The 24405-nt window shown below is 61.2% G+C and carries 23 protein-coding genes, 1 tRNA gene and 1 pseudogene; 17 read left to right on the forward strand and 8 right to left on the reverse strand.

The genetic code is table 11. The features are described 5' to 3' along the window. The first annotated feature begins 28 nt into the window (after window positions 1-28). The 5 genes from lpxD to lpxB are packed head-to-tail and all read left to right on the forward strand — an operon-like array spanning window position 29 to window position 4419. The gene (gene lpxD, locus CYG48_RS06405) at window positions 29-1093 is read left to right on the forward strand and encodes a UDP-3-O-(3-hydroxymyristoyl)glucosamine N-acyltransferase (RefSeq protein WP_118849604.1); all 1065 of its coding nucleotides are present in this window, start codon (window positions 29-31) and stop codon (window positions 1091-1093) included. Further along, window positions 1086-1550 (forward strand): 3-hydroxyacyl-ACP dehydratase FabZ, encoded by a 465-nt coding sequence (gene fabZ / locus CYG48_RS06410; protein WP_118849605.1) that lies wholly within the window; start codon window positions 1086-1088, stop codon window positions 1548-1550. Before lpxD ends, fabZ begins: the two co-directional genes overlap by 8 nt. After that, on the forward strand, window positions 1547-2362 hold the full coding sequence (gene lpxA / locus CYG48_RS06415) for an acyl-ACP--UDP-N-acetylglucosamine O-acyltransferase (RefSeq protein WP_118849606.1): 816 nt from the start codon (window positions 1547-1549) through the stop codon (window positions 2360-2362). The genes fabZ and lpxA overlap by 4 nt, the downstream gene beginning before the upstream one ends. Window positions 2363-2368: 6 nt before the next feature. Then, window positions 2369-3253: an LpxI family protein gene (locus CYG48_RS06420; protein WP_199925235.1), complete on the forward strand. Its 885-nt coding sequence runs from the start codon at window positions 2369-2371 to the stop codon at window positions 3251-3253. Next, window positions 3250-4419 (forward strand): lipid-A-disaccharide synthase, encoded by a 1170-nt coding sequence (lpxB, locus tag CYG48_RS06425; protein ID WP_118849607.1) that lies wholly within the window; start codon window positions 3250-3252, stop codon window positions 4417-4419. The genes CYG48_RS06420 and lpxB overlap by 4 nt, the downstream gene beginning before the upstream one ends. Before the next feature lie 12 nt (window positions 4420-4431). On the opposite strand, the gene CYG48_RS06430 is transcribed toward lpxB, so the two are convergent. Then, window positions 4432-4785: a DUF4087 domain-containing protein gene (locus CYG48_RS06430; protein ID WP_245450544.1), complete on the reverse strand. Its 354-nt coding sequence runs from the start codon at window positions 4783-4785 to the stop codon at window positions 4432-4434. Window positions 4786-4970: 185 nt separating this feature from the next. Here CYG48_RS06430 and CYG48_RS06435 point away from each other — a divergent pair, with 185 nt between their 5' ends. The 9 genes and pseudogenes from CYG48_RS06435 (at window position 4971) to CYG48_RS06475 (ending at window position 14844) form a co-directional block, all read left to right on the forward strand. Then, the gene (locus tag CYG48_RS06435) at window positions 4971-5609 is read left to right on the forward strand and encodes a TetR/AcrR family transcriptional regulator (protein WP_118849609.1); all 639 of its coding nucleotides are present in this window, start codon (window positions 4971-4973) and stop codon (window positions 5607-5609) included. Window positions 5610-5651: 42 nt separating this feature from the next. Then, complete coding sequence (ilvC, locus tag CYG48_RS06440; RefSeq protein ID WP_118849610.1) at window positions 5652-6671, forward strand: ketol-acid reductoisomerase; 1020 nt, start codon at window positions 5652-5654, stop codon at window positions 6669-6671. A gap of 183 nt (window positions 6672-6854) precedes the next feature. Then, window positions 6855-8081 (forward strand): aminotransferase-like domain-containing protein, encoded by a 1227-nt coding sequence (locus tag CYG48_RS06445; RefSeq protein ID WP_118849611.1) that lies wholly within the window; start codon window positions 6855-6857, stop codon window positions 8079-8081. A gap of 170 nt (window positions 8082-8251) precedes the next feature. After that, window positions 8252-9232, forward strand: coding sequence for an ABC transporter substrate-binding protein (locus CYG48_RS06450; RefSeq protein WP_118851522.1), 981 nt, complete (start codon window positions 8252-8254; stop codon window positions 9230-9232). A gap of 12 nt (window positions 9233-9244) precedes the next feature. After that, window positions 9245-10939, forward strand: a complete 1695-nt coding sequence (locus CYG48_RS06455) for an ABC transporter permease (RefSeq protein WP_118849612.1) — start codon at window positions 9245-9247, stop codon at window positions 10937-10939. After that, window positions 10927-11952, forward strand: a complete 1026-nt coding sequence (locus tag CYG48_RS06460) for an ABC transporter ATP-binding protein (RefSeq protein WP_118849613.1) — start codon at window positions 10927-10929, stop codon at window positions 11950-11952. Before CYG48_RS06455 ends, CYG48_RS06460 begins: the two co-directional genes overlap by 13 nt. Window positions 11953-12005: 53 nt before the next feature. Then, window positions 12006-13114: pseudogene (locus tag CYG48_RS06465) on the forward strand (endonuclease/exonuclease/phosphatase family protein). Then, window positions 13111-13860: an NUDIX hydrolase gene (locus tag CYG48_RS06470; protein ID WP_118849614.1), complete on the forward strand. Its 750-nt coding sequence runs from the start codon at window positions 13111-13113 to the stop codon at window positions 13858-13860. The pseudogene CYG48_RS06465 and the gene CYG48_RS06470 overlap by 4 nt, the downstream one beginning before the upstream one ends. A 66-nt stretch (window positions 13861-13926) precedes the next feature. Continuing rightward, entirely contained in the window at window positions 13927-14844 is a 918-nt protein-coding gene (locus CYG48_RS06475; RefSeq protein ID WP_118849615.1) for a PhzF family phenazine biosynthesis protein, read from the forward strand. Between the two features lie 44 nt (window positions 14845-14888). Here the strand turns inward: CYG48_RS06475 and CYG48_RS06480 are convergent. Next, window positions 14889-14964: transfer RNA gene (locus CYG48_RS06480), tRNA-Lys, on the reverse strand. Between the two features lie 266 nt (window positions 14965-15230). Here CYG48_RS06480 and CYG48_RS06485 point away from each other — a divergent pair. Continuing rightward, entirely contained in the window at window positions 15231-16025 is a 795-nt protein-coding gene (locus CYG48_RS06485; protein WP_199925236.1) for a BA14K family protein, read from the forward strand. 16 nt (window positions 16026-16041) lie between these two features. Here the strand turns inward: CYG48_RS06485 and CYG48_RS06490 are convergent, their stop codons facing one another. Then, entirely contained in the window at window positions 16042-17217 is a 1176-nt protein-coding gene (locus CYG48_RS06490) for an MFS transporter (RefSeq protein WP_199925237.1), read from the reverse strand. 243 nt (window positions 17218-17460) lie between these two features. Between CYG48_RS06490 and CYG48_RS06495 the strand changes: the two genes are divergently transcribed. Further along, on the forward strand, window positions 17461-18078 hold the full coding sequence (locus CYG48_RS06495; RefSeq protein WP_118851523.1) for an HAD-IA family hydrolase: 618 nt from the start codon (window positions 17461-17463) through the stop codon (window positions 18076-18078). Here the strand turns inward: CYG48_RS06495 and CYG48_RS06500 are convergent. The 5 genes from CYG48_RS06500 to CYG48_RS06520 all read right to left on the reverse strand — a co-directional run bounded on the left by CYG48_RS06500 (window position 18075) and on the right by CYG48_RS06520 (window position 23812). Next, complete coding sequence (locus tag CYG48_RS06500) at window positions 18075-19436, reverse strand: APC family permease (RefSeq protein ID WP_118849618.1); 1362 nt, start codon at window positions 19434-19436, stop codon at window positions 18075-18077. The two genes, CYG48_RS06495 and CYG48_RS06500, sit on opposite strands and share 4 nt — an antisense overlap. Window positions 19437-19533: 97 nt before the next feature. Beyond that, complete coding sequence (locus tag CYG48_RS06505; protein ID WP_118849619.1) at window positions 19534-19971, reverse strand: YqaA family protein; 438 nt, start codon at window positions 19969-19971, stop codon at window positions 19534-19536. A gap of 66 nt (window positions 19972-20037) precedes the next feature. Beyond that, a complete protein-coding gene (secD, locus tag CYG48_RS06510; protein ID WP_118849620.1) occupies window positions 20038-22563 on the reverse strand; it encodes a protein translocase subunit SecD in 2526 nt (841 codons plus the stop codon). A 73-nt stretch (window positions 22564-22636) separates the two neighbouring features. Next, complete coding sequence (locus CYG48_RS06515; RefSeq protein ID WP_118849621.1) at window positions 22637-23044, reverse strand: hypothetical protein; 408 nt, start codon at window positions 23042-23044, stop codon at window positions 22637-22639. A gap of 132 nt (window positions 23045-23176) precedes the next feature. Beyond that, window positions 23177-23812 carry a TerC family protein gene (locus CYG48_RS06520; RefSeq protein ID WP_118849622.1) on the reverse strand — a complete coding sequence of 212 codons (636 nt, stop codon included), beginning with the start codon at window positions 23810-23812 and terminating at the stop codon, window positions 23177-23179. A gap of 217 nt (window positions 23813-24029) precedes the next feature. Between CYG48_RS06520 and CYG48_RS06525 the strand changes: the two genes are divergently transcribed. Beyond that, complete coding sequence (locus CYG48_RS06525) at window positions 24030-24392, forward strand: response regulator (protein WP_118849623.1); 363 nt, start codon at window positions 24030-24032, stop codon at window positions 24390-24392. Window positions 24393-24405 lie beyond the last annotated feature (13 nt).

Consider the following 24405-nt stretch of genomic DNA (forward strand, 5'->3'; position numbering starts at 1 on the left):
GGCGGAAATCCGCTCCGGAGCCTGGCTTATGGACCATAATGAATTTTTTCCGCCCCATGGTGGCGTGAGCCTGCGAGAGCTGGCCGCCCATCTTGGGGCCGATCTGCTTGATCCGTCCGCAGGTGATCGCATCATCCGTTCGGTTGCGCCTGTCGCTCGGGCGGTTGAAGGGCAGATCTGCTACATCATTTCCCGCAAGAGCCGCGACGAACTGGCGACCTGCAAGGCTTCCGCGATCATCTGCGATGCTGCGCTCCAGAGTGTTGTGCCGGAAGGCATTGCGGTCCTCGTCAGCAAGATGCCGCATGCGGCCTTCGCGATGGCCGGTGCTTTCCTGCACCCGATCGCGATGCGCCCGTCTCCGGTGACTTCGACTGGAGGAATCTCTCCGGCGGCCTTCATCGACCCCACAGCCAAGCTGGAAGCGGATGTTCAGGTTGAGCCGATGGCTGTTATCGGCGCACGCGCCGAGATCGGCAGCGGCACTCGCATTGGGGCCGGCAGCGTAATCGGCGCGGATGTCAAGATTGGCCGCGATTGCACAATCGCAGCAGGCGCCAGCATTGTCGCTTCCCTGGTTGGCAACAACGTCATCATCCATAACGGCGCACGGCTCGGGCAGGATGGTTTCGGCTTCGCGCCCGGACCACGCGGTATGCTGAAGATCGTCCAGGTCGGCCGCGTCATCGTCCAGGACAATGTCGAGATCGGCGCGAACACGACCATCGACCGTGGCGCGATGGATGACACTGTCATCGGCGAAGGTACGAAGATCGACAACCAGGTGCAGGTTGCCCACAACGTCCGCATTGGCCGTCATTGCGGCATCGCGTCGGGTGTCGGCATCGCCGGGTCGACAACGATCGGCAACGGCGTGCTGATTGGCGGTGCGGCCGCCATCAATGGCCATATCACCATCAACGACGGGGTACAGATCGCAGCGTTCAGCGGTGTCGTCGCGAGCGTGCCGGCCGGCGCGGTTTATGGCGGTGTGCCGGCCCGGCCGATCAAGGACTTCCTGCGGGAGATGGCCGAGAAGATGGCCCAGTCTGATGAACGGGCGAAGCGTAAAGGAGAGAAGAACAATGACTGAAGAGACCAAGCCGGAACTCGGTGCGGCCGATATTCAGGAAATCATGAAGCTGCTGCCCCATCGCTACCCGTTTCTTCTGGTCGACAAGATCATTGATATCGACGGCGACAACTCGGCGATCGGCATCAAGAACGTGACGGCAAGCGAGCCGCATTTCGCCGGCCATTTCCCGGACCGTCCGATCATGCCGGGCGTGCTTCTGGTCGAAGGCATGGCCCAGACGGCTGGCGCGATCTGCGCGCGCAAGGACGGCGAGGGCGGCCATCTCGTCTATTTCATGACGATCGATAACGCCCGTTTCCGCAAACCGGTGGTTCCCGGTGACCGGGTGGAGTACCATGTCACCAAGCTGAAGCAGCGCGGCAACATCTGGAAGTTCCATTGCGACGCCAAGGTAGATGGCGCGCTGGTGGCTGAGGCAGATATCGGTGCAATGATGCGCAAGGGCGAGGAATGAGCGGGATCGCAGCGAGTGCGCAGATCCACCCTATGGCGGTGGTCGAGGACGGCGCTATCCTTGGCGAGAACGTCGTCGTGGGTCCGTTTGCGCATGTGGGCCCGCGCGTTGTCCTGAAGGATGGCACGAAGCTGCACTCGCACGCGGTCGTGACGGGGAAGACGGAAATCGGCAGCAACTGCCAGATCTTTCCGATGGCGGTCATTGGTGGCGTCTCCCAAAGCCTTCATGAGGCAGGTGAGGAATCGTCACTAACAATCGGCGATAACTGCACGATCCGGGAAGGCGTTACGATGAACTGCGGCACCGTCGGTGGTGGCGGCAAGACGGTCGTCGGCAGCAACTGCCTGTTTCTTGCCAATTCGCACGTGGCGCATGACTGCCAACTGGGCAGTGACATCATCATGTCGAACAACGTCATGCTCGCGGGTCACGTCCATGTTGCCGATCGTGCCATCTTGGGCGGCGGATGTGCCGTGCATCAGTTCACGCGAATCGGCCGTCAGGCCTTCATCGGCGGACTGTCTGCGGTCAATTATGACGTGATCCCGTATGGAATGCTGAACGGCAACCCTGGTGTGCTGGGCGGACTGAACGTCGTCGGCATGAGCCGCGCCGGCATCGAACGTTCTACGATCCACGTTGTCCGCCGCGCGTACAAGGCAATCTTCGAAGGCGAGGGGAATATCCGCGCCAACGCAGCCGCCATTCGCGATGAATATGCCGATAGCAAGGAAGTCATGGAAATCCTCGACTTCATCGCTGCCGCAAGCGACCGGGCAATCTCGTCGCCCTTCCGTAACAAGAGCTGATCGGCTGTGGCCGATCAGCAGCGATCTCCTGCGGCGGGCCGGCTCGCCATCATCGCTGGAGACGGTTTCCTGCCGATCTACCTGGCGCAGGCAGCGCGCGATGCGGGTAACGAGCCGCTGATGATCCGGCTTCGAGATGAAGCGGCTCAGGCCTTCGAAGGCTTCGAGACCGTCACCGCAAGCATTGCCGATATAGCCGGCTTCGCCAGCATCTTTCGCCAACATGGGATCAACCGGGTCGTCCTGTCGGGTGCGGTGAAACGCCGGCCGGACTGGCGCGATATCCGCCCGAACTGGAAGGCGCTGCGCCAGCTTCCGTCGCTGGTCGGCACGCTGATCTCGGGCGGAGACGATGCGCTTCTGCAGGCGGCGATAGGCATCATCGAGGCGCAGGGATGTACCGTAGTGGGCGCACACGAGATTGCGCCAGCGCTGCTTGCCCGCGTCGGCGCGCTCGGCATCCATCAACCGAGTGACGATGATCTGCGTGACGTGACGAAGGCGGCCGAGGCCGCAACCAAGCTCGGTGAACTCGATATCGGGCAAGGTGCGGTCAGCATCGGCGGTCGCGTTGTTGCCCTTGAAGGGGTCGAAGGCACCGACCAGATGCTGCACCGGGTGGCAGTGCTGCGTGCAGAGGGACGGATATCCGCGCGCCGCAAAGGCGTTCTCGTGAAGCTCTGCAAACCCCAGCAGGACATGCGGGCCGACCTTCCATCGATCGGACCCTCGACGGTCGAAAATGCGGTGCGCGCGGGTCTGGCTGGCATCGCCGTCGAGGCAGGACGCGCGCTCGTGCTTGAGGAAGACAAGATGGTCGCAGCCGCAAACGAGGCCGGGATCTTCATTTGCGGCATCGACATGGGGTTGCCGGACGGAGGCTTGTCATGACCGAACCATTGAAAATTGGCGTCGTGGCCGGCGAGGTCTCCGGCGACCTGCTTGGTGGAAATCTTGTTGCCGCACTCAAGGCGGCCCGGGGGGATGAGATCGAACTGGTCGGCGTCGGTGGAGAGGCTCTGCAGGCGCAGGGGCTGAAATCCCTGTTCGACTTCTCCGAGCTGTCGATCATGGGTCTCACCCAGGTCCTCGCGCGCCTGCCGAACCTGATCAAGCGCATCAACCAGACGGCTGCGGCGCTTGTCGCTGCAAAGCCTGATGTGCTCGTGATCATCGACAGCCCCGATTTTACGCACCGCGTCGCGAAGAAGGTGCGCGAGGCGCTGCCTGACTTGCCGATCATCGACTATGTCTGCCCCAGCGTCTGGGCGTGGAAGGAGTATCGTGCCAAGGCGATGCTCGATTACGTCGACCATGTCTTGGCTGTGCTGCCTTTCGAGCCGGAAGCGATGCAGCGGCTCGGTGGTCCGCCCACCACGTTTGTCGGCCATCGTTTGACGGATGATCCTGCCGTGCTGAAGGTTCGCGGTCTTCGGGCAGAACGTCCGCTTCCCCTGGAAGGCGAGCAAAAAACGATTCTTCTGCTGCCGGGCTCGCGGTCCGGGGAGATCAGGGCGCTGCTGCCGGTCTTCGCTGAGGCGGCGCGTCAGTTTGCGGAGCGCAATGGTCCGACGCGGTTCCTCCTGCCCACGGTGACCCGCCAGGAGGCTCTGGTTCGCTCGCTCGCGGCGGAGCTTGGCCTCAACGCCGAGATAACGGTCACCACCGACGCAAAATGGGATGCCTTTGCCAAAGCTGATGCTGCAATTGCAGCCTCGGGCACCGTCATCCTAGAACTGGCGCTGTCAAACGTTCCGGTCGTTTCCGCCTATAAGGCCGACTGGCTGATCACTCTGATGTCGAAGCGGATCAAGATCTGGACCGGCGCGCTCCCGAACCTCATCACCGACTACCCGGTCGTTCCGGAATATATTAACGAAGTCGTGCGACCGGCGAGCCTCTGCCGTTGGGCCGAGCGACTTTCCTCCGACACACTGCAGCGCCGGGCGACGATGGAGGGTTTCGAGCTCACGTGGCAACGGCTGCAGGTTCCTGTGCCATCCGGAGAGGCGGCCGCGGGTGTGGTGTTGAGCGTCCTGACCCAGCGTAACCGATAGGCAGCGCGCCCTTCAGCCTTTGAACTTCAGCGCCTTGTCGTTGCGGCACTGCGACAGCTTGAGCTGCCTGAACGAGATGATGCTGGTGATACGTTCGTCGCCGTCTGTTTCGACAGAGAGGCAAGCGCAGGCATAACCATAGTTCCCGTTTGTCCTGACATACTCCTTCTCCGAGATGTCCGGGATCAGGTCCATTCCCTCCGGCTCCTGGTCATCCGGCCCCTGTGTCATGATCACCCAAGTCTTGTCGCGGTCATCGAGCCACCAGTTGCGCGGCGTCGGGTTGGAAATCCAGCCGCAGCGGGTCTCGGCCGCCTGGGCAAGTGAAGGCAGGGCGGCGAGCGTGGCCGCCGCCAACAGGATCATGACGTTTTTCAAGATGTTTTCCCCTCCATGGATGGGGTTGATCATAAGCGGAATCGAAAAAAGCGATAGGGCGTTCGTGACCGCTTGACGATGGCGCTGGATCGGCTATAGGAACGGAACCGTACGGTACGGTACGTGAAGAATTTGAGCCTGAGAGTTGAGCAGTGAGACCCGAGACGAGTGACATGCCCGAATTTTCGCCGCGGCAGAACGAGGTTCTGGAGCAGGCACTTCGGTTGCTTGTAGAGGGTGGTGAAAAGGCGCTGACGACATCTGGCTTGGCGCGTGCCGCCAACTGCTCCAAGGAAAGCCTCTACAAGTGGTTCGGCGATCGTGAAGGCCTGCTTGCCGCCATGATCGCCTATCAGGCCTCCAAGGTCCGCACCCAAGAGCGGTCCGGCGAACGGCTGACGGCGCCGCTTCTGCGAGACCACCTGGAGCTTTTTGCTCGCGACCTTCTTGAAGTCCTGTCCGGCGATGTCTCGCTGGCGCTGAACCGCTTGGCGATCGGCCAGTCGCATCGCGAAGGCTCAAAGCTCGGCAAGCTGCTGCTTGAGCATGGGCGCCGGCAGATCGATCGCCGCGCCATGGCCCTCATGGACCAGGGGAAGCGGGCAGGGCTGCTGCGCTTCGATAATGCCGATGCCGCCTATCACACGCTTTACGGGCTGATCGTTTCCGACCTGCATGTGCGCATGCTGATCGGCGAACCTGGCCTCAAGGACAATGCGCGGCAAGCCCAGAAGGCGGTTGATGCCTTCCTGGTGCTGCATGGCACGCATAACCAATCTGCTGATGCGCAACGCGCCTCGGCTGGACGCTAAACCAAGAACCAAACACACACACGCATAGGGAAGGATCTTAAGATGCGCGTTTATTACGATCGTGACGCCGATCTCAATCTGATCAAGTCGAAAAACGTTGCCATCATTGGCTATGGCTCGCAGGGTCGCGCGCACGCGCTGAACCTCAAGGACTCGGGCGCCAAGAACGTGGTGATCGCGCTCAAGGCCGGCTCGCAGACTGCCAAGAAGGCAGAAGCCGACGGCTTCAAGGTCATGACCGTTGCCGAAGCTGCCAAGTGGGCAGACCTGATGATGATGGCGACACCGGACGAACTGCAGGCTGACATCTACAAGGATGAGATCGCTGCCAACATCCGCGACGGCGCTGCTATCGCTTTCGCTCACGGCCTCAACGTTCACTTCGGCCTGATCGAGCCCAAGGCATCGGTCGACGTAGTCATGATCGCGCCGAAGGGCCCGGGCCACACGGTTCGTGGCGAATACCAGAAGGGCGGCGGCGTTCCCTGCCTCGTGGCCGTTCACCAGAACGCTTCCGGCAACGCGCTTGAACTCGCTCTCTCCTACGCTTGTGGCGTTGGCGGCGGTCGTTCGGGCATCATCGAAACCAACTTCAAGGAAGAGTGCGAAACCGACCTCTTCGGCGAACAGGTCGTTCTCTGCGGCGGTCTCGTCGAGCTCATCCGCGCTGGTTTCGAAACGCTGGTTGAAGCCGGCTACGCACCGGAGATGGCATATTTCGAGTGCCTGCATGAAGTTAAGCTGATCGTCGACCTGATCTATGAAGGCGGTATCGCCAACATGAACTACTCGATCTCCAACACGGCAGAGTGGGGCGAATACGTCACCGGTCCCCGCATCATCACGGAAGAAACCAAGGCCGAGATGAAGCGCGTGCTGAAGGACATCCAGACCGGCCGCTTCACCTCCGAGTGGATGCAGGAGTACCGTTCGGGCATGGCTCGCTTCAAGGGCATTCGTCGCAACAACGACAGCCACCAGATCGAAGAAGTTGGCGCAAAGCTGCGCGGCATGATGCCTTGGATCGGCAAGAACAAGCTGGTCGACAAGGCCGTCAACTAAGCTTCTGAAGTATGATAAGGACCACGGCTGGAGCGAGAGCTTCGGCCGTGGTTTTTTGTGACCAGGCCGCGGGAGCAAAAGCAGCAAAAATTTTGCTCCGCGGCGCGATAGGTCAGTATTGCTGACCTGTCGATGTTTCTGTAATGTATCCGCATAACAAATTGAAATATGAGGAAACATCCGATGCTCGATTGGGAACAAATCTTCGCCTCACGCTCCAGCCGCATGAAGGCATCGGAGATACGCGAGCTCCTGAAGCTGCTCGATCAGCCTGACATTATTTCCTTTGCCGGCGGCATTCCGGACCCGGCGCTCTTCCCGGACGAGGCTTTCAAGGAAGCTTATGCCGACATCTTCTCCAGCGGGCAGGTTGGTTCGGCACTGCAGTACTCGGTCAGCGAAGGCTACAAGCCATTGCGCGAGTGGATCGTCGCCGAGGTCGCCAAGATTGGCATCGACTGCACCGCGGACAACGTCTTCATCACCTCCGGCTCACAGCAGGCGCTCGATTATCTCGGCAAGCTGTTCCTGTCGCCGAAGGATACCGCCCTCGTCACCTGGCCGACCTATCTCGGCGCGCTTTCGGCCTTCAACGCCTACGAGCCGACCTACGACAAGCTGTCGCTGAACGGCAACCGTACGCCGGAAGCTTATCGTGAGACCGCGGCAAAGGCAGGCGGCAGCGTCAAGTTCGCCTACCTTTCCTCCGACTTCTCCAACCCGACCGGCGAGACGGTTGATCTCGCAGGCCGCCAGAAGCTGCTCCAGCTCGCAGACGAGCTCGACATCGCCATCCTCGAAGACGCGGCCTATCAGCACCTGCGTTATGATGGCGAAGCGGTCGCGCCCATCATGGCGCTGGACATCGCCCGCAATGGCGGGATCGAGAACACGCGGACCATCTATAGCGGCAGCTTTTCCAAGACGTTGGCGCCGGGCCTTCGCGTCGGTTTCGTGATCGCTTCCATGCCGGTCATCCGCAAGCTGGTGCTGATGAAGCAGGCGGCCGACCTTCATTCGTCGACGATCAACCAGATCGCCATCGAACATGTCGCGTCGCGTGGCTTCGATGCCCAGGTCGCGAAGATCCGCGCCGTATACAGCCGCCGCCGTGACGTGATGCTCGCTGCCATGGATAAGTACATGCCGAAGGCGGCCACCTGGACACGCCCGGAAGGCGGCATGTTTGTTTGGGTCACACTGCCGGAAGGGCTGGATGGCGCAGAACTGCTGGCAAAATCGATCGCAACCGAGCGCGTCGCCTTCGTCCCGGGCAAGGCTTTCTACGCGGACGGCAGCAATGCCAATACGCTGCGCATGAGCTTCTCCTGCGCCGATGACGCGATGATCGAGGAAGGCATCAAGCGGCTTGGCCGCCTGATTGCTAACGCGCTTCCCGCCGCAGCGTAACAAACGACCTGCGAGACCTGCCGCCGTCGCGCGGCAGGTCTGGTGGTGCCGACAGGCGTTCGGCGAGCTTCATTTGCATTCCCTTGAAAATAAGGGTGTTGGGTGAGCTTGTCATATGCCTGTCAAGCAAGGATGGTTATGGTCCGCTTGAATTTACCAGGGACCCCTCGATGACGAAGCTTCTTTCCGCGTTTACTGCCCTTGTTGCCTTTGGATTGATGTCAGGTGCGAACGCAACTGACCTTGTGGTCTATACCAGCCAGCCGAACGAGGATGCCCAGGCAACCATCGATGGGTTCAAGGCTGCCAATCCGGGCATCGATGTCCAGTGGGTGCGCGATGGAACGCCGCAGATCATGGCAAAGCTGAATGCCGAGATCCAGGCGGGCAATCCGGTGGCTGACGTGCTGCTGATCGCGGATACGGTGACGCTGGAGCGTCTGAAGCAGGCGGGTCAGCTGCTGGCCTATAAATCACCGGAAGCGGTGTACTATGATGCAGCTCTTTATGATGCCGAGGGCTATTATCATTCCACCAAGCTGATCACCACCGGCATCATGTACAACACGCAGGCGGGGATGAAGCCGACCAGCTGGGCGGACCTCGCCAAGCCCGAGGCCAAGGGACTTGTCACCATGCCAAGCCCGCTCGCATCCGGCGCGGCGCTCATTCACGCACAGACGCTGGCTGGCGTCTCCGAGCTCGGCTGGGACTACTACAAGAACCTGAAGGAAAACGGTGCGGTTGCTGCAGGTGGCAATGGCGGCGTGCTGAAGGCTGTTGCGACTGGCGAGAAAGCCTATGGCGTCGTGGTCGACTACATGCCGATCCGCGAGAAGGCCAAGGGTGCACCGATCGAGTTCGTTTTCCCGACAGAAGGGGTCTCGGCGGTCACGGAGCCGGCGGCCATCCTGTCATCCACGAAGCACGCGGACGACGCAAAGAAGTTCATCGACTATCTCCTTTCGGAAGACGGGCAGAAGACAGCCGTCAAGCTGGGCTATATTCCCGCCCGCAACGGCATTGACCTGCCCGCAGGTTATCCCTCCCGTGACCAGATCAAGGTGCTGCCGATCGACGCCGCCGAAGCGCTGAAGAGCTCGGAAAAGGACCTGAAGACCTTCGCCGATATCTTCGGTCTCAAAGGCTGATATAAGCGCCTGATGATGCGAGTGCAGAATCGTGGAAACAGCCAGCCGCGCTGGCTGTTTCCTTTTGTCCTTACCGTAATATGTCTCCTGAGCGTGCTGCCGCTGGCAAGGCTTGCCGTAACGGGCATCAGTTCCGCGTTGCAGGGCCGCATGGGCGACTTGCTGACCGATGCGGTGGTGTGGCACGCGCTTTACGACACGCTGGTCACCTCGTTCTGGGGCATGGTCGCCGCCGTAATCCTGGGCGGCGCCTTCGCGCTGCTGCTGACCCTGTTCGACATTCGTGGAAAGGCTGCGCTCGGTTTCCTGTTCATGCTGCCGACGATGATCCCCCCGCAGGTGACGGCGCTGTCGTGGATCGGCATGACGGGCCCCTCGAGCACGCTGCTGAAGGCGCTCGGCCTCGCGCCGCCGCTTGGCTCGCCGCAGCCGCTCTATTCGATTGGCGGTATCGCGTTGCTGTTCGGTGTGCAGAACGCACCGCTGGTCTTCCTGTCGCTGCGTGCAGGCCTGCTTGCCCTGCCGCGTGATGGCATCGAGGCCGCACGGCTGTCAGGTGCATCATCCTGGCAGGTGATGAAGGATATCATCCTGCCTCTGTCTCTGCCGGGACTGGCGGCTGGAGCGGCGATCGCCTTTGTGTCCTGCGTCGGGAATTTCGGCATTCCCGCGATCCTCGGCATCCCGGCGTCGATCTACACGCTGCCGACGCTGATCTACACCAAGTTCGCGACGTTTAACTCCGGTACCTTTGGCGAGGTGTCGGTGCTGTCGGCAATGATCGGCATCCTTTCGATCATCGGTCTGGCGGTCGAGGGAAGGGTGCTGCGCGGCCGGGACTATCGCGTCATTGGTCTCACCGGGCAGGCGGCAGTGTTTCGCATGAACGGATGGCGCTGGTTTGCCGAACTCGGCCTTTGGCTGACGATTGTGGTGATCCTTGTCATGCCGGTGACCGCGCTTGTGGCAAGTTCGTTGGCGCCCGCCTATGGCGTGCCGCTGAACCTGTCCACCGCGACCCTGCATGCCTACGAAGAGATCCTCTTCCGCCAGTCGATTACCCGCACCGCCTTCACGAACTCCATTTCCCTGTCCCTCGCAACAGCCTTCGGTCTCCTGGTGGTGACAGTGCTCACCGGCTACTTCCTGGTCCGCAGTGGCAGCAGGCTGGCTCCCGTTCTGGCGGCTCTTGCAGAGATCCCCTATGCGCTGCCGGGCATTGTGCTCGCCGTCGCCCTGATCCTGCTCTTCGCCGCGCCGCTGCCGATCATCGGGATCTCGCTCTACGGGACGACCTGGATCATCCTGATTGCCTATTTCTCCAGCTTCTTCGCAGTCAGCCTGAAACCGGTCGTCAGCGCCTTCCGACAGATTGACCCGTCGCTCGAGGAAGCCGCCCGGCTTGCCGGTGCAGATTTTTGTCGCCGCCTCACCGACATTATCGTGCCACTGATCGCGCCGGCGGCTGGCGCCTCCGTGATCCTCGTTTTTCTGATCGCTTGCAACGAACTGACGGTCTCGGCCCTTCTCTGGTCGGCTGGCACGCAGACGCTTGGTGTAGCGATTTATAACCTCGACGACAGTGGCAGTTTTAATCTTGCGTCCGCGCTTTCGGTCCTCGTCGTGCTCATGGTGGTCGCCATGATGCTGGTGCTGGAGACGATGGCAAATCGACTGCCCAAAGGTGTGGTGCCATGGCGAAGCTGATCCTCAATCATCTGTCGAAGACCTTCCACCTGGGTGGCACGGCAGCCGTGCGCGATCTGTCGCTTACGGTGCGAGAGGGCGGCTTTCTGGCGCTGCTCGGTCCCTCCGGCTGCGGCAAGACAACCGTTTTGCGCATGATTGCCGGCTTCGAGCAGCCGACAGACGGATCGATCCTGCTTGGCGAGCGCGTGCTGGCAGATGCCAGCGAGATGGTACCGCCAGAACATCGCAACATGGCGATGGTGTTCCAGTCCTACGCGCTGTGGCCGCACATGAGCGTGGCAGAGAACGTCGGTTACCCGCTAAAGGTGCGCGGCGTCTCGAGCGCCAAGCGACAGGCGAAGGTACTGGAGGCACTCTCGGCGGTTCGTCTCGAAGCCTACGCGGATCGTCGCCCGGCCGATCTTTCCGGTGGGCAGCGGCAACGCGTGGCATTGGCACGGTGCCTCGTCACCGAGCCGGACGTTGTCTTGCTGGACGAACCGCTCGCCAACCTCGACCGTCACCTGCGGCAGGAGATGGAAGAAACATTCCGCGAATTCCACGCCCGTTCTGGCGCCACGATGATCTATGTGACGCATGACCAGGCGGAGGCGATGGCGCTCGCCACGGACGTCGCCGTGATGTCGGAAGGCCGGTTGCTGCAGATGGCAACGCCTGAGGATCTTTATGCGCGCCCGGAAGGACGCCTTGTGGGCAGCCTTGTCGGGCAGGGCGCAATCCTGACGCTTGCGTCATCACCGGGTGACCAGCGCCAGCTCGACTGGGCGGCGTTGAAGGCGTTGTACGAAGAACGGGGAATGACGACCGCTGAAGTTCTCGTGCGTCCGCAGGACGTCGTGATCTCGGCCGACGGTTTGCCCGCGACGGTGAGTTCAGCCCTGTTCGAGGGAGAGCGTTACGCGCTTCGCTTGACCCTTGCCGACGGCCAGATGCTGCGGGCCTTTTCGCGCACCCCGGCCAAGGTCGGCGACCAAGTTTCTGTCGTCATTCATTCCGGTTGGAGATTGTAGCCCGCTCCCTCTGCTCCAGTTATGCTGTTGCGAACAGCAATAGGACATGACGGATGCCGCTGAGGCTGGGTACCTTCAATATCGAAAATCTCATGACACGATTCGATTTTTCCGGCTGGCGTAACCGCCTGCGGCAGGATCGTGTGCTGCAGCTTTATGACGTGCAGGACAAGGCGCTCTACCAGCAACTGGAGCAGGCCCGGTGATCGCCGAAACCGACGACAACCGGCAGCTTTCGGCTCTGGCCATAGCCCAGGCGAACGCAGATATCCTCTGCCTGCAGGAGGTCGACGACATGCCGGCGCTGGAGGCCTTCGAGTATGGCTACCTGTATCGTATGATGGGCACCGGCTACCGCCAGAAATATCTTGTCGAGGGAAACGATAGCCGCGGCATCGACGTGGCGGTGTTGCTGCGTCAGGAAACCCACGACGGCGAGCCAATAGAGGTCGTGAGGGTCAACAGCCACGCCACTGTCACCTATGAGGATCTCGATCTCTTCAACGATGAACTGGCGCTTACCAACCAGCCGCATGACCGCATCTTCAAGCGCGACTGCCTTGAACTGGAACTGAAGATCGGCGGCAGGCCGCTGACGATCTACATCGTGCATTTCAAATCGATGGGCAATGCGCGAGAGAACAAGGACGGGCGGACCGGCACCATGGCGGTTCGCACCGCCGAGACGAGGGCCGTACGCAACATCATCGAAAAACGGTTCGGGAAGGGCGAGACGGCGAAGCATAACTTCGCGATCTGCGGCGACATGAACGACTACCAGGAGAAGGTCCAGGTGATCGGCAATGCCCGCGACGGTTACCGTTTCGAGCCTCGCCGCGAGGAGACGAGCGCGCTCGATGTCTTCAGCCATGATGGTTTTGCCATCAACCCGATCATGGCTCGGGACGTTCTTGACCGCTGGACGCTCTATCATGCGCGCGGGCCGGAAGAGCAGCATCTGTGCCAGCTGGATTACATATGGCTTTCGCCCGCACTTGCCGCTGCCAACCCGAAGAGCGTGCCAAGCATTATCCGCGGCGGTCAACCATACCGCACCGTGTTCCCGCCGGGACAGGAGGTGGAGCGCTTTCCGCGTGTCGGATGGGACAGACCCAAGGCCTCCGACCACTGCCCCCTGGTGATGACACTGGATCTACCATGACGCTTGAACTGCACGAACACTTTGACGACTGGCCGAACGAGAAGACGGTGTTCGATGTCTCTGACGTAGAACTGCGTGTCCGCGAGGATGACCACCCGCTTTTTCTCGCCAACCGCGCGGCGATCGACGGCAACTGGCATAAGGAACTTGCCGCCAATCCGGCGCTCTTCGACGGTCGCATGGTTCTCTACCACTCCACCGCAAGGACAGAGGATCGTATCATCGCTCAAGGGCATATCGTGCCTTACCGCGCCTTCCTCTGGTGGAGGAAGCAACCGGAGCGGCAGGGTGCGATCCACATCCACGCCTATCCGGTCCTGCAATCATCCGACGGAGCGCTCATCGCGATCAAGATGGGAGCGCATACGGCCAATGCAGGCCTTGTTTACTTTGCCTGTGGCTCCTTCGAGGCCGAAGACGTGTTCAATGGCATCTGCAACGCCGACCGCAACATGCGGCGCGAGGTTCTCGAGGAGACGGGGCTCGACCTGCAAGACGCGCGGGCAGACACAGGCTTCCACGTCAGCCATATCAGGCGAGCCATTACACTTTTCCGGCTGTACCGCTTCAACCTCACGGCCGCGGCGATGGTCGCGAAGATCGAGCAACACATGACGGTCGCGGAGGACAAGGAGATCGCCGGCGTTGTGGCGATCCGTTCAACCGATCATGCGGCTCAGAACTATCATGTCGGAATGTTGCCGATCCTCGACTGGTATTTCGGGGATCAATCGACGCCCGTCTGAACGGGGTTGCGTCGCGAAAAACGGTCGGGCAGGTTGGCGTCATCGCCACTTTGGAGGAGATGCACTTTGTCCCGTCGTTATGCCGTCTATGATGTGTTCACCGACAAGAAGCTTTCCGGCAATCCGCTAGCGGTGATCTTCGACGGCGACGGCCTGACCGACGACATGATGCAGGCAATCGCCAAGGAGATGAACCTGTCGGAGACGGTGTTCATTCAGGGCGCCGAGAACCCCGCGTACGCGGCACGGGTGAGGATTTTCACGCCCGGCAAGGAACTGCCCTTCGCGGGCCATCCAACCGTTGGTGCAGCCGTGGCGCTGGCCGAGCGTAGTCACGAGGGGCAAGCGGCGAACCTCGACCTCGTCTGCGTGCTGGAGGAAACGGTGGGGCCAGTGCGGTGCGCGGTGCGGCTGAGGCCGGGCGAGGCGGGCTTTGCCGAGTTCGATCTGCCGAAGCGGCCCTACCGCATCAACCTCGCATTCGAACGCCAGGGGCTGGCGGATGCCTTCAGCCTCAAGGCGTCGGACATTGGCTTCGAAAACCACGTTGCCTCCGTCTGGAGCGCCGGCGTGCCGTTTCTGATGATTCCACTGCACAGCCTCGCGGCCGTCCAGCAACTGGAGTTCGATTCCAATCTCTGGCAGAAGGTCGCGCCCTTCGTCGAAGGCTCGCTTGCGTCGGCCTACGTCTATTGCCGCGGCGGCGTGCACCACCAAGCGAAGTTTCACGCGCGGATGTTTTCGCCAGACATGGGCATACCGGAAGACCCTGCCACGGGTTCTGCCGTCGCAGCTCTGGCTGGCGCCATCCATCACTTCGATGCGCTCCCGGATGGCCATCATCCGGTGCTGATAGAGCAGGGGATCGAGATGGGGAGACCGTCCTTCATTCACCTGCATATCGACGTCAAGGAAGCGGCAATTGCCAAGGCTCGGATCGGTGGCCAGGCGGTCAAGCTTGCGGAAGGAACGCTGGCGCTCTAAGCGCCTGCGGTTTCAAATTTTTATCAACATTATCAAGAGGTTTATGGTGGGTGATGTAGGGCTCGAACCTACGACCCGCTGATTAAGAGTCAGCTGCTCTACCAACTGAGCTAATCACCCAAGACCGTCTTCTGCGAGGCGTCCTCGCCGCCGGTGAGTGGCCGTATAAAGGGGTTATTCGACCTTGTCTAGCGGCCGACGGAAGATTTTTGCATGCACCGCAATATTTTTTGCGGGACGCCTGGAAAGCGGCTTTTCCCGGCCGGTGGAAACCGAAGTTCCCGCTGTAACGATATGTGAATCGAACGACTGCGGGTGCTGCCTTTTGAAGGGAACTCCCTGCCGTGAGTCGGCATTTGGACCAAAAGTAGTTGATGGAGGCGGTTGTGAAACCTGTACTCATGCTTCTGGCGAGCCTAGTCCTGGTCGTCATGGTTTTCCTGAGCGGCGTGATCATCACCGCCAATGTTATTGCAGAGCCGGAGCCGCACAGGTTTGCGAATCTGGACACGCCTGATCTTTGGACCTCCAAGCCCAAACCCGTGGACGCGAGCAAGCAGACCTACGAGCGGATTGAGCCGGCCTTGCCTGCCGCGACAGACACTGCATCCGCTGCGACCGACAACGACGCTGCCGCCATTCAGAATGCCTCGGCCCCGGCAAACAACAACCAGATGCCGAACGCAATCGACGCCACCACGACGGCGTCCGTCCAGCCCGACATGGACGTCGCCAATACGGCCGACATGCTCCCAATCGAAGAACAGCAGCAGCCTATGATCAGTTCTGCCCAAGCGCAGTGGTGTTATGCCCGCTACCGCTCATACCGTGTCGAGGACAATACCTATCAGCCCTACGGCGGCGGGCCTCGCCGGCAGTGCAAATCACCCGGGTCAGTAGCAACGTCAGTGGCGAACGAGAACGTCGCAACTGTCAGCAACCAACGCTCGCAGCAGCGGCAAAGCGTTGCGCCGACGCAGGACGAGTATGTCCGGGATCCGAATATCGACATCGGCTACGATGAGCCTGTGGATAACCAGCAGCCGCAGTACGCCGACAGCGCCACCGTTGGTGCGCATCTGGAATGGTGCTTCAACCGCTACCGCTCGTATCGCGTCGAGGACAACAGCTACCAGCCTTCGGGCGGTGGTCCGCGCCGCGAATGCCGCTCGCCTTACTGAGCGGGCTAACGCAGTGTCACCGGGTGGTGCGTTCTGAATGACGCAGGCACAGCGCCAGCACGAAGCCGATGGCGCCCATCGCTCCGATATAAAGCGGCGCACCCGACCAACCCATGGCCGAGGCGATCGCCGCAAGAAACATGGGGCCGAAGACCTGGCCAACACTTGATCCCTGCACCACGAAGCCGCTGAACGTGCCGACGAGATCCTGCCGCGGGGCGTAGACCGGCAGCAGGCCCATGATCGTCGCCGGGATCGCGCCACTGCTCACTGCGTAGAGGATCGACGCGCCATAGCGCAGCCAGACGGGATAACCGTTTGCGAAAACCACGACGGACAGCACGCCGAGCAGCACACTCGGTATCGCGATGAGGAGCCAGCGCGGCACATCCTTGCGCGCAAGCATCCCGCCGATGATGTTGCCCGCCCCGTTCATCAGCACGGCAAAGGCGGTCATCAAGGATGCTGCGGTGAGGCTGATCTGCAGTTCTTCCACAAGCAGCGTCGGCAGGAAGCCGAACAGTGACATGAAGCTCCCGCTATAGGCGGCGAAAATCCCGGCAAGGATCCAGGAGGCGCGGCGCGAGGCGACGAGTTTCACTGCCTGCAGAAGCGAGCCGGAAGCAGGGGAGGCGGCACCGCCTGCTGGCACCTTCGCCAAGATCAGCAGGGCCATCGGAACCAAGCTAAAGAGGCCTGCGAAGACCCATAGCCCCTGCCAGCCGAACAGCGGCAGGAGGAACGGCGAGGTCATCATCATCACGGCAACGCCCACCGGCATCCACACGCCCCACAAACCGAGCGCTACCTGCCGATCCTCGACCTTGATGGAGGAGTTGATGAAGCCGGGCGCCGCGACCGACACGGCGATGAGCCCAAAGCTTTCCAGGAACCGGCTTGCAAAGATCACAGCCTCGATGTGAGTCGCGGCACCGATGAAGCTGCCAATGACAAGCAGCGCCAGACCGTAGATCATCGCCTTGCGATGCGTGAGGTGATCGGTAAAGCGGCCAATCGCGAGGCCACAGACCGCGCCCAGCACGCTGACGACGCCCATCAACCAGCCGGCTGTCACCAGATCCATGCCGAGTTCGGCGCGAAACAGCGGGATCGCCGGAGGTACCTTGCCGACATGCAGTGCAGCGGCCACACCACTCAGTACCGCAATATAAACATGTCCCCAGCGTGTCATCAGGCCTGCATCCCATACTGCTTCAACCCAACGGCCATAACATCTGGTATCGAGTCGGAGCATAAATTCCGTTACGTGAGCATGAGATCATGTTGCGCATAGCGCATATTTGCTCGTCGGTGAGCGAGCGGAGCGATTGCATCTTCCGGCCTTGCCCGCTACGCAATCGGCATCTTCCAAACTGTGAGTTTCGCCTTGCTTCCGATCATTCCCACGAAGTCTTATGCCGGTTTCCTGTTCGACATGGACGGCACCATCCTCAACTCTCTCGCGTCAGCGGAACGCGTCTGGGGCCGCTGGGCCGCCGAGATGGGGCTTGATGTCGAGAAGTTCCTGCCGACGATGCATGGCAAGCGCGGCATCGATACCATTACGGCGCTGAACCTGCCGGGTGTTGATCCCGTCGTGGAAGCCGAAAAGATCCTTCGCGGCGAGATCGAGGATGTCGAAGGTGTCGTCGCGCTTCCAGGTGCCGCCGAGTTTCTCGCGCAACTGCCGGAAGGGCAGTGGGGTATCGTGACCTCATCGCCGATCGAACTGGCAAAGGTGCGCCTTGCTGCGGCAGGCTTGCCGCAGCCGACGATGCTGGTGACGGCGGAGGACGTCACGATCGGCAAGCCTGACCCTCAGGGTTACCTGCTGGGTGCGAAGCGGCTCAACGCGGCACCGTCAGATGTGCTGGTCTTCGAAGACGTGCTCGCTGGTGTCCGTGCCGGTGAGGCGGCGGGTGCCGACGTCATGGTCATTACCGCCACCCATACCCATCCGCTGGAGACCCAGCATTCCCGCATCGTCGACTACCGGCAAGTGCTGCTCGATATCGGCAGCGATGGCCGCATGACCCTGCGCGCCGCCGCTTAAGCGCCTGCTGCAGCGGTGCGCATGAAGCGGACTGTTGCAAGCCAGAGCACGACGCCAAGGCCGAGAAGGCATGCGCCGATCACATACTGCACCGGGTCCCGGCCGGCCCAGGGCCCGGCAAGGAATGCGCAGCTGAGCGCACCAAGCACGGGCATGATCGTCGGCGTCTTGAAATGCTTGTGGCCCACCTTGTCCTTGCGCAGCATCAGCACGGCAATATTGACGATGGTGAAGACGCAAAGCAGCAGCAGGGCTGTCGTGCCGCCAAGCTCAGGAACACCCCCGGCAAACAGGATCAGCACCACGGCCAGCAGGGACGTGAAGCCGATCGCGATATACGGCGTGCGGCGGTCGCTATGCACCTTGCCGAAGGCGCTGGGCAGCACGCCTTCGCGGCTCATGCCGTAGATCAGGCGGCTTGCCATCATCATGTTGATGAGCGCAGAATTCGCGACGGCGAACATGGTGATGACCGCGAAGATGCTGATCGGGAAGCCGGGCGCCCCGGCCTGGATGACCTTCAGAAGCGGTGTTTCACCTTCACTAAGTTCCTCGGCCGGGACCAACGTGATGGCCGAGATCGCGACAAGCACGTAGATCACGCCAGTGATCGCCAGGCCGCTGAGCAGGACCTTCGGGAATATCTTGCTCGGCTCCTTGGACTCCTCAGCCATGTTGACCGAGTCTTCGAAGCCCACCATGGCAAAGAAGGCGAGGGTGGTGCCGGCGATAACGGGCCAGAACATGCCCGATCCTTCCGGCGTCGAGAAAGTCCAGGTGCGCGATACGTCGCCCTGGCCGCCTGCGATAGCATAAGCGCCAATGCCGATGATGATCAGCAGGCCCGAAAGTTCGACGACCGTCAGCAGCACGTTCATCTTGACGCTCTCACCAACGCCACGGAAGTTGATCGCCGCGACCAGAGCGATGAAGGCTACAGCAATCAGCGGCACGCCCAAGGCGCCCATCTCCAGTCCCAGCGAGGCTGTGAAGTTGGAGGCGAAGGCGCGCGAGGCGGTCGCTGCTGACGTGATGCCGGACGCCATGACGGCGAAGGCAACGAGGAAGGTCAGGAAGTGGATGTTGAAGGCCTTGTGGGTGTAGAGCGCCGCGCCCGCCGCACGCGGATATTTCGTGACCAGTTCAAGGTAGCTGAAGGCGGTCAGGATCGCGACCACGAATGCCACCAGAAACGGCAGCCAGACGACGCCACCAACTTCGGCCGCCACCTGGCCGGTCAGCGCATAAATCCCGGTGCCAAGAATATCGCCGATGATGAAAAGCAGCAGGAGCCCCGGCCCAATCACCCTGCGCAGTTCCGTATCCTTTTCGCCTTCCCGAGCCCCGCGCTTGTCCATAATGCCTCCTCAAACTCTGCCGCATTTATGCCATCAATGGGAACAACGTCATGTTGTTCCACGACATTTGCGCTTTTGGGCAGAGGAGAGGCGGCGGTCAGATCATGCTGAGCGTCGCTGCCGCCAGGACAGTATAGCGCAAGGCCTTGCCGATGAAGACGAGGACGAGGAAGGTCGGCAGCGGTTCGCGCATGACGCCCGCCGCCACTGTCACGGCATCACCGACAACAGGGATCCAACTGACCAGGAGCGACCACTTCCCATATCGGTGGTACCAGCGCTGCGCTCTTTCGAGCTTGTCACGTTTCAGCGGAAACCACCGGCTGTCGCGGTAACGTTCGACACCGCGCCCCAGGAGCCAGTTGACCGCCGCGCCCATGGTATTGCCGACGGAAGCGACCAGCACCAGCAGGACCACAGAGAACCGGTTGCTGAGGATCAGCCCGACGAGGATCGCCTCCGACTGCATCGGGAAGATGGTGGCCGCGATAAAGGCTGCTGAGAACAGACCGACATAGGTGGTGAAGTCGAGCATCCGCTCTCCGCTTAAAGAAAAGGGGCGGATCTGCATCCGCCCCTTCGTGTTTTCTTTTTACTAAAATCAGGCCTTGGTCGCGTGCTCGACGTCTTCGGCGGCGGCCTGCACCTGCTTCTGGTGGCGGGTGCGCCAGTCGCCGAGGAACAGCAGGATCGGCGCTGCGATAAAGACCGACGAGAGGGCTGCAACCGCGATACCGAAGACCATCGGAATCGCGAAGCTTTCCACCGCGCTGCCGCCCCAGATCGCCATTGGCAGCATGGCGAGGAAGGCGGTTGCCGAGGTGTAGAGGCTTCGTGCCAGGGTCTCGTTGATCGAAAGGTCGATCACGTCGCGCAGCGGCATCTTCTTGTAGATGCGCAGGTTTTCGCGCATCCGGTCATAAACCACGACCTTGTCGTTGACCGAGTAACCGACCAGCGTCAGGACGGCAGCAATCGCCGTCAGGTTGAAGTCGAGGCCGGTGATGGCAAAGAAGCCGACGGTTTTCGTCACGTCGAGAATCAGCGTGATGATTGCACCCACGGCGAACGGCCATTCGAACCGCGCCCAGATGTAGATCGTCATGGCGATCGACGCGAGGGCGAGGGCCAGGAAGCCTGCGACCGCAAGCTCGCCGCTGACCTTCGGCCCAACCACTTCCGTGCGTTCAACCCTGGCAGTCTCGTCGATCTTGACGATCTCCGCCTTGAGCTTCTCGACAGCAACGGTCTGCGCTTCCTCGCCACCAGACTGGCGCTCGACGCGAACCAGAACGCGGTTCTTTGCACCGAATTCCTGCAAGGCAACTTCACCCAGGCCAAGCTCGCTGAGGCCGGAGCGGAAGGCTGCCAGATCGGTGTCCTGAGCCGTCGTGACTTCGAGCTGGATACCGCCGCGGAAGTCGACACCATAGTTGAGGCCCGGCTTGAAGAACAGCACGACAGACGCGATCGAAAGCAGCACGGAGACGGTGATGCCGACGAAGCGACCCTTCATGAAGGGAATGCGCGTGCCATCTGGAACGAGGTTGATCGGCAGCAAGGGCTTGATGTCGATCTTCTTGAGCTTCTTGCGGGCGGCAATGAAGATCATCATGACGCGCACAACCGAAACGGCGGTGAACATCGAGATGATGATGCCAAGGCCCATGGTAACGGCAAAGCCGCGAACCGGACCGGAGCCGAACCAGAACAGCAGAACGGTGGCGATCAAGCTCGTGACGTTACTGTCAACGATCGTCGCATAGGCGCGCTGGAAGCCGGCGTCGATTGCGGCAAAAGCGCTCTTGCCCTTGCGGGTTTCTTCCTTGATGCGCTCGTTGATGAGGACGTTTGCGTCCACCGCAAGACCGATGCCGAGCACGACACCGGCGATGCCGGGCAATGTCAGTGTAGACCCGATCAATGTCAGGCCCGCAAAGGTCAGGATGACGTTGATCATCAGCGCCAGGTTAGCGAGGATGCCCCAGAAGCCATACAGGAAGAACATGAAGGCGACGACGAGGGCAAAGCCGATGAGGCCGGTGAAGATGCCCATCTCGATCGCGTCGGAACCGAGGTCAGCACCAACGGTACGTTCTTCGATGACGGTCAGCTTCGCCGGCAGCGCGCCAGCGCGCAGCAGTGCGGAAAGCGTGTTGGCTTCCTGAACAGAGAAGCCGCCGGAGATCTGTCCCGAGCCGCCGGTGATCGGCGTGCGGATGACCGGGGCACTCAGGACCTTGTTGTCGAGGACGATGGCGAAAGGACGGCCAACGTTCTGCTGGGTGATCTGCGCGAAACGGTTTGCGCCAGCCGAATCGAAGCGGAAATTGACGACCGGCTCATTTGTCTGCTGGTCGAACGCGGCGCGCGCGTCGGTGAGGCGGTCGCCCGAAAGTTCAACGCGGTCGAGCACCGGATACTGGTTCCCACCTTCGTCAGACAGCATGGTGACGCCCGGTTCACCCGCCTGGCCAAGCAGGTGGAAGCTCATCTTTGCAGTGGAGCCTAGGAGTTGGCGAAGGCGGGACGGATCCTGCTCGCCGGGAAGCTGGACCAGGACGCGGTCGGAGCCGACGCGCTGGATAGTCGGTTCTGCAACACCAACCTGGTCGACACGCTGGCGGATGATTTCAAGGCTCTGCTCGACGGCGGCGGTGATGTGCGAGTTGATGCCGGCTTCGGTCTGCGCAATCGAGATGGTGTTCTCGCTCGGCGTGGTGATGGCAAGATCCGATCCGCCAACGGTCGTGCCGAAGCCGACGGGGTTGGCGAGCGTCTGGAGTTCGGTCACAGCGGCGTCGCGTTGTGCCGGATCGCGTAGCGTGATGCTGACGGCTTCGCCGGCGCGACGGATGGCGCTCGTGCCGATATTCTTGTCGCGCAGTACACGACGCGCATCCTGAAGCAGGCTCTGGACCCGCTCGTTGATCAGGTCGGTGCGGTCGACTTCAAGTACCAGATGCGAGCCGCCGCGAAGGTCGAGACCAAGCGATACACGGCTATGCGGCAGCCAGGAAGGCAGGCGGTCGAGCGTCGACTGCGGGATGACGTTCGGCAGCGCCACCAGGATGCCGAACAGGATGACGATAAGATAGGTCGTCACCAGCCAGGGGGAGTTTCTCATGGATTTGTCCTGCTATGCCCGCACAAGTCTCAAACTGAGCGGCAGGCGGAAATTCTGTCAGATGCGAAAAGCCTTACGCTTGCACTGGCGGAGCGCGCGGAAGGGCTGCGTGCCAGTAGGAGGGAGCGAGCGGAAGCGTCCGCCGCGGCCTCGTAACCGATCTATCGCCATAAAGTGTCGGCAGTTCATACCAGGCCGGCGTCAGAAGCGCGCCATCGCCAGATCCGTAAGGGCTGGAGACGTCCTTGCGATCAGCCGCCGCGACAGCGCGAATCGGATCGCGCTTCGTCAGGTGAGGGACGTCGGTCCCTTTGTCCGATGCCTGCGCACCGCGGGACCAGTAGCCGTCCTTGACGACATTGGGGAGGAGACCGAAGAACGCCGCGATCAGGATGGTCGCGGCAAGAATGGGCAATCGCGAGAGCGGCCAGGCCCTTTCGCGCTTCAACACTATCCGCTGCTTGCGCGGAAATGGCGCCATCCAGTCGAGCTCCGAAGCTTACCCATCCCGGATCGGTTGCCGAGGATGGAATGGCGCCTTCTAAAGGAGAGGGCCACCATGGTCAATCTGGAGGCGCTTTGTGCCAGAAACACGGCGCCTCCAGTGAAGGCGTTAGCCGATGTTGCCCTGCAGGAGCGGCAGGACCTCGATCGCGCCGTGGTAGAGCATGTTCGCCGCGACGTAAACGATGACGGCAAGGCCCACGTAGGCGATCCAGCGGAAGCGGTGCAGCATGTTGGCCACCAGGTTGGCGGCGATGCCCATCAGCGCGATCGACAGCATCAGGCCAATGATGAGGACGCTCGTGTGTTCGCGTGCCGCGCCGGCAACCGCCAGAACGTTGTCGAGCGACATGGAAACGTCGGCAATGACGATCTGCATGGCGGCTTGGGCGAACGTCTTCTGCTTGACGTTGAGCTCTGCAGCTTTTTCCTCGGTCGGGGCATGTTCTGCGGTGTTTTCGGCCGCGCGCAGCTCCTGCCACATCTTCCAGCAGACCCATGCGAGCAGCAGGCCGCCCACCAGCTGAAGCCCGACAATCCCGAGCAGATAGGCGGTGCCGGTCGCAAAACCGATACGCAGCACGGTCGCTGCCAGGATACCGACAAGGATCGCCTTTTTGCGCAGCTCCGCAGGAAGACCGGCGGCTGCCATGCCGATGACGATCGCGTTGTCGCCTGCCAGCACCAGATCGATGGCAATGACTTGAAGAAGCGCCGCGAAGCCGGCGGCGGTGAAAATTTCCATTTTTGATGGCCTGGATTGCTTACAAAGTTGAGATGACCTCTCTTAGCCCCAAGGTCTGCGGAAAGGTACATAAAATTTTACGACATCCGGTGACGGATGCTGATCTGCGCGGGTCGGATCTTCGTTTGGTCATGTCTCCGGCTAAAGTTTGCTTGCCGCGGCTAGTGATGGTCCTATATGCGCGGCGTCGAAACTACCGACCAGCCAGGAGCACAAAATGCCTCAGAAGGCCGTCGTCCTTATTGTCGAAGATGAGCCGCTGATCCGCTTCGACACACTTGATACCCTTGAAAACGTTGGCCACTCCGCTCTTGAAGCGGCCAATGCCGACGAGGCCATGGTGCTGTTTCGAAACCACAGTGACCTCGACATCGTGGTAACCGACGTGAACATGGCAGGTTCCATGGACGGTATTCAACTGGCGCAGCGGATCCGCGCTATGCGGCCGAGCGTGCGGATCATCATCACCTCCGGCGTGGTTCACCTCGATCCGATGCTTCTTCCGGCCAATACGATCTTTATCCGCAAGCCCTACACCCATGAGGCCTTGCTCGCCTCGATCCACGAATTCCTCGCCTGATCTTCCCTGGTGG

This window comes from Neorhizobium sp. SOG26, from assembly GCF_003491345.1.
GTDB lineage: Bacteria > Pseudomonadota > Alphaproteobacteria > Rhizobiales > Rhizobiaceae > Neorhizobium > Neorhizobium turbinariae.

Coding starts and splice junctions, on each gene's coding strand:
- lpxB (WP_118849607.1), top strand. CDS start 3,250: ATGACCGAACCATTGAAAATTGGCGTCGTGGCCGGCGAGGTCTCCGGC.
- CYG48_RS06505 (WP_118849619.1), bottom strand. CDS start 19,971: ATGCTCGACTTCACCACCTATGTCGGTCTGTTCTCAGCAGCCTTTATC.
- CYG48_RS06515 (WP_118849621.1), bottom strand. CDS start 23,044: ATGGCGCCATTTCCGCGCAAGCAGCGGATAGTGTTGAAGCGCGAAAGG.
- lpxD (WP_118849604.1), top strand. CDS start 29: ATGGACCATAATGAATTTTTTCCGCCCCATGGTGGCGTGAGCCTGCGA.
- CYG48_RS06525 (WP_118849623.1), top strand. CDS start 24,030: ATGCCTCAGAAGGCCGTCGTCCTTATTGTCGAAGATGAGCCGCTGATC.
- CYG48_RS06445 (WP_118849611.1), top strand. CDS start 6,855: ATGCTCGATTGGGAACAAATCTTCGCCTCACGCTCCAGCCGCATGAAG.
- ilvC (WP_118849610.1), top strand. CDS start 5,652: ATGCGCGTTTATTACGATCGTGACGCCGATCTCAATCTGATCAAGTCG.
- CYG48_RS06495 (WP_118851523.1), top strand. CDS start 17,461: ATGGACGGCACCATCCTCAACTCTCTCGCGTCAGCGGAACGCGTCTGG.
- CYG48_RS06520 (WP_118849622.1), bottom strand. CDS start 23,812: ATGGAAATTTTCACCGCCGCCGGCTTCGCGGCGCTTCTTCAAGTCATT.
- CYG48_RS06460 (WP_118849613.1), top strand. CDS start 10,927: ATGGCGAAGCTGATCCTCAATCATCTGTCGAAGACCTTCCACCTGGGT.
- CYG48_RS06455 (WP_118849612.1), top strand. CDS start 9,245: ATGATGCGAGTGCAGAATCGTGGAAACAGCCAGCCGCGCTGGCTGTTT.
- lpxA (WP_118849606.1), top strand. CDS start 1,547: ATGAGCGGGATCGCAGCGAGTGCGCAGATCCACCCTATGGCGGTGGTC.
- fabZ (WP_118849605.1), top strand. CDS start 1,086: ATGACTGAAGAGACCAAGCCGGAACTCGGTGCGGCCGATATTCAGGAA.
- CYG48_RS06430 (WP_245450544.1), bottom strand. CDS start 4,785: ATGATCCTGTTGGCGGCGGCCACGCTCGCCGCCCTGCCTTCACTTGCC.
- CYG48_RS06435 (WP_118849609.1), top strand. CDS start 4,971: ATGCCCGAATTTTCGCCGCGGCAGAACGAGGTTCTGGAGCAGGCACTT.
- CYG48_RS06490 (WP_199925237.1), bottom strand. CDS start 17,217: ATGACACGCTGGGGACATGTTTATATTGCGGTACTGAGTGGTGTGGCC.
- secD (WP_118849620.1), bottom strand. CDS start 22,563: ATGAGAAACTCCCCCTGGCTGGTGACGACCTATCTTATCGTCATCCTG.
- CYG48_RS06470 (WP_118849614.1), top strand. CDS start 13,111: ATGACGCTTGAACTGCACGAACACTTTGACGACTGGCCGAACGAGAAG.
- CYG48_RS06500 (WP_118849618.1), bottom strand. CDS start 19,436: ATGGACAAGCGCGGGGCTCGGGAAGGCGAAAAGGATACGGAACTGCGC.
- CYG48_RS06450 (WP_118851522.1), top strand. CDS start 8,252: ATGACGAAGCTTCTTTCCGCGTTTACTGCCCTTGTTGCCTTTGGATTG.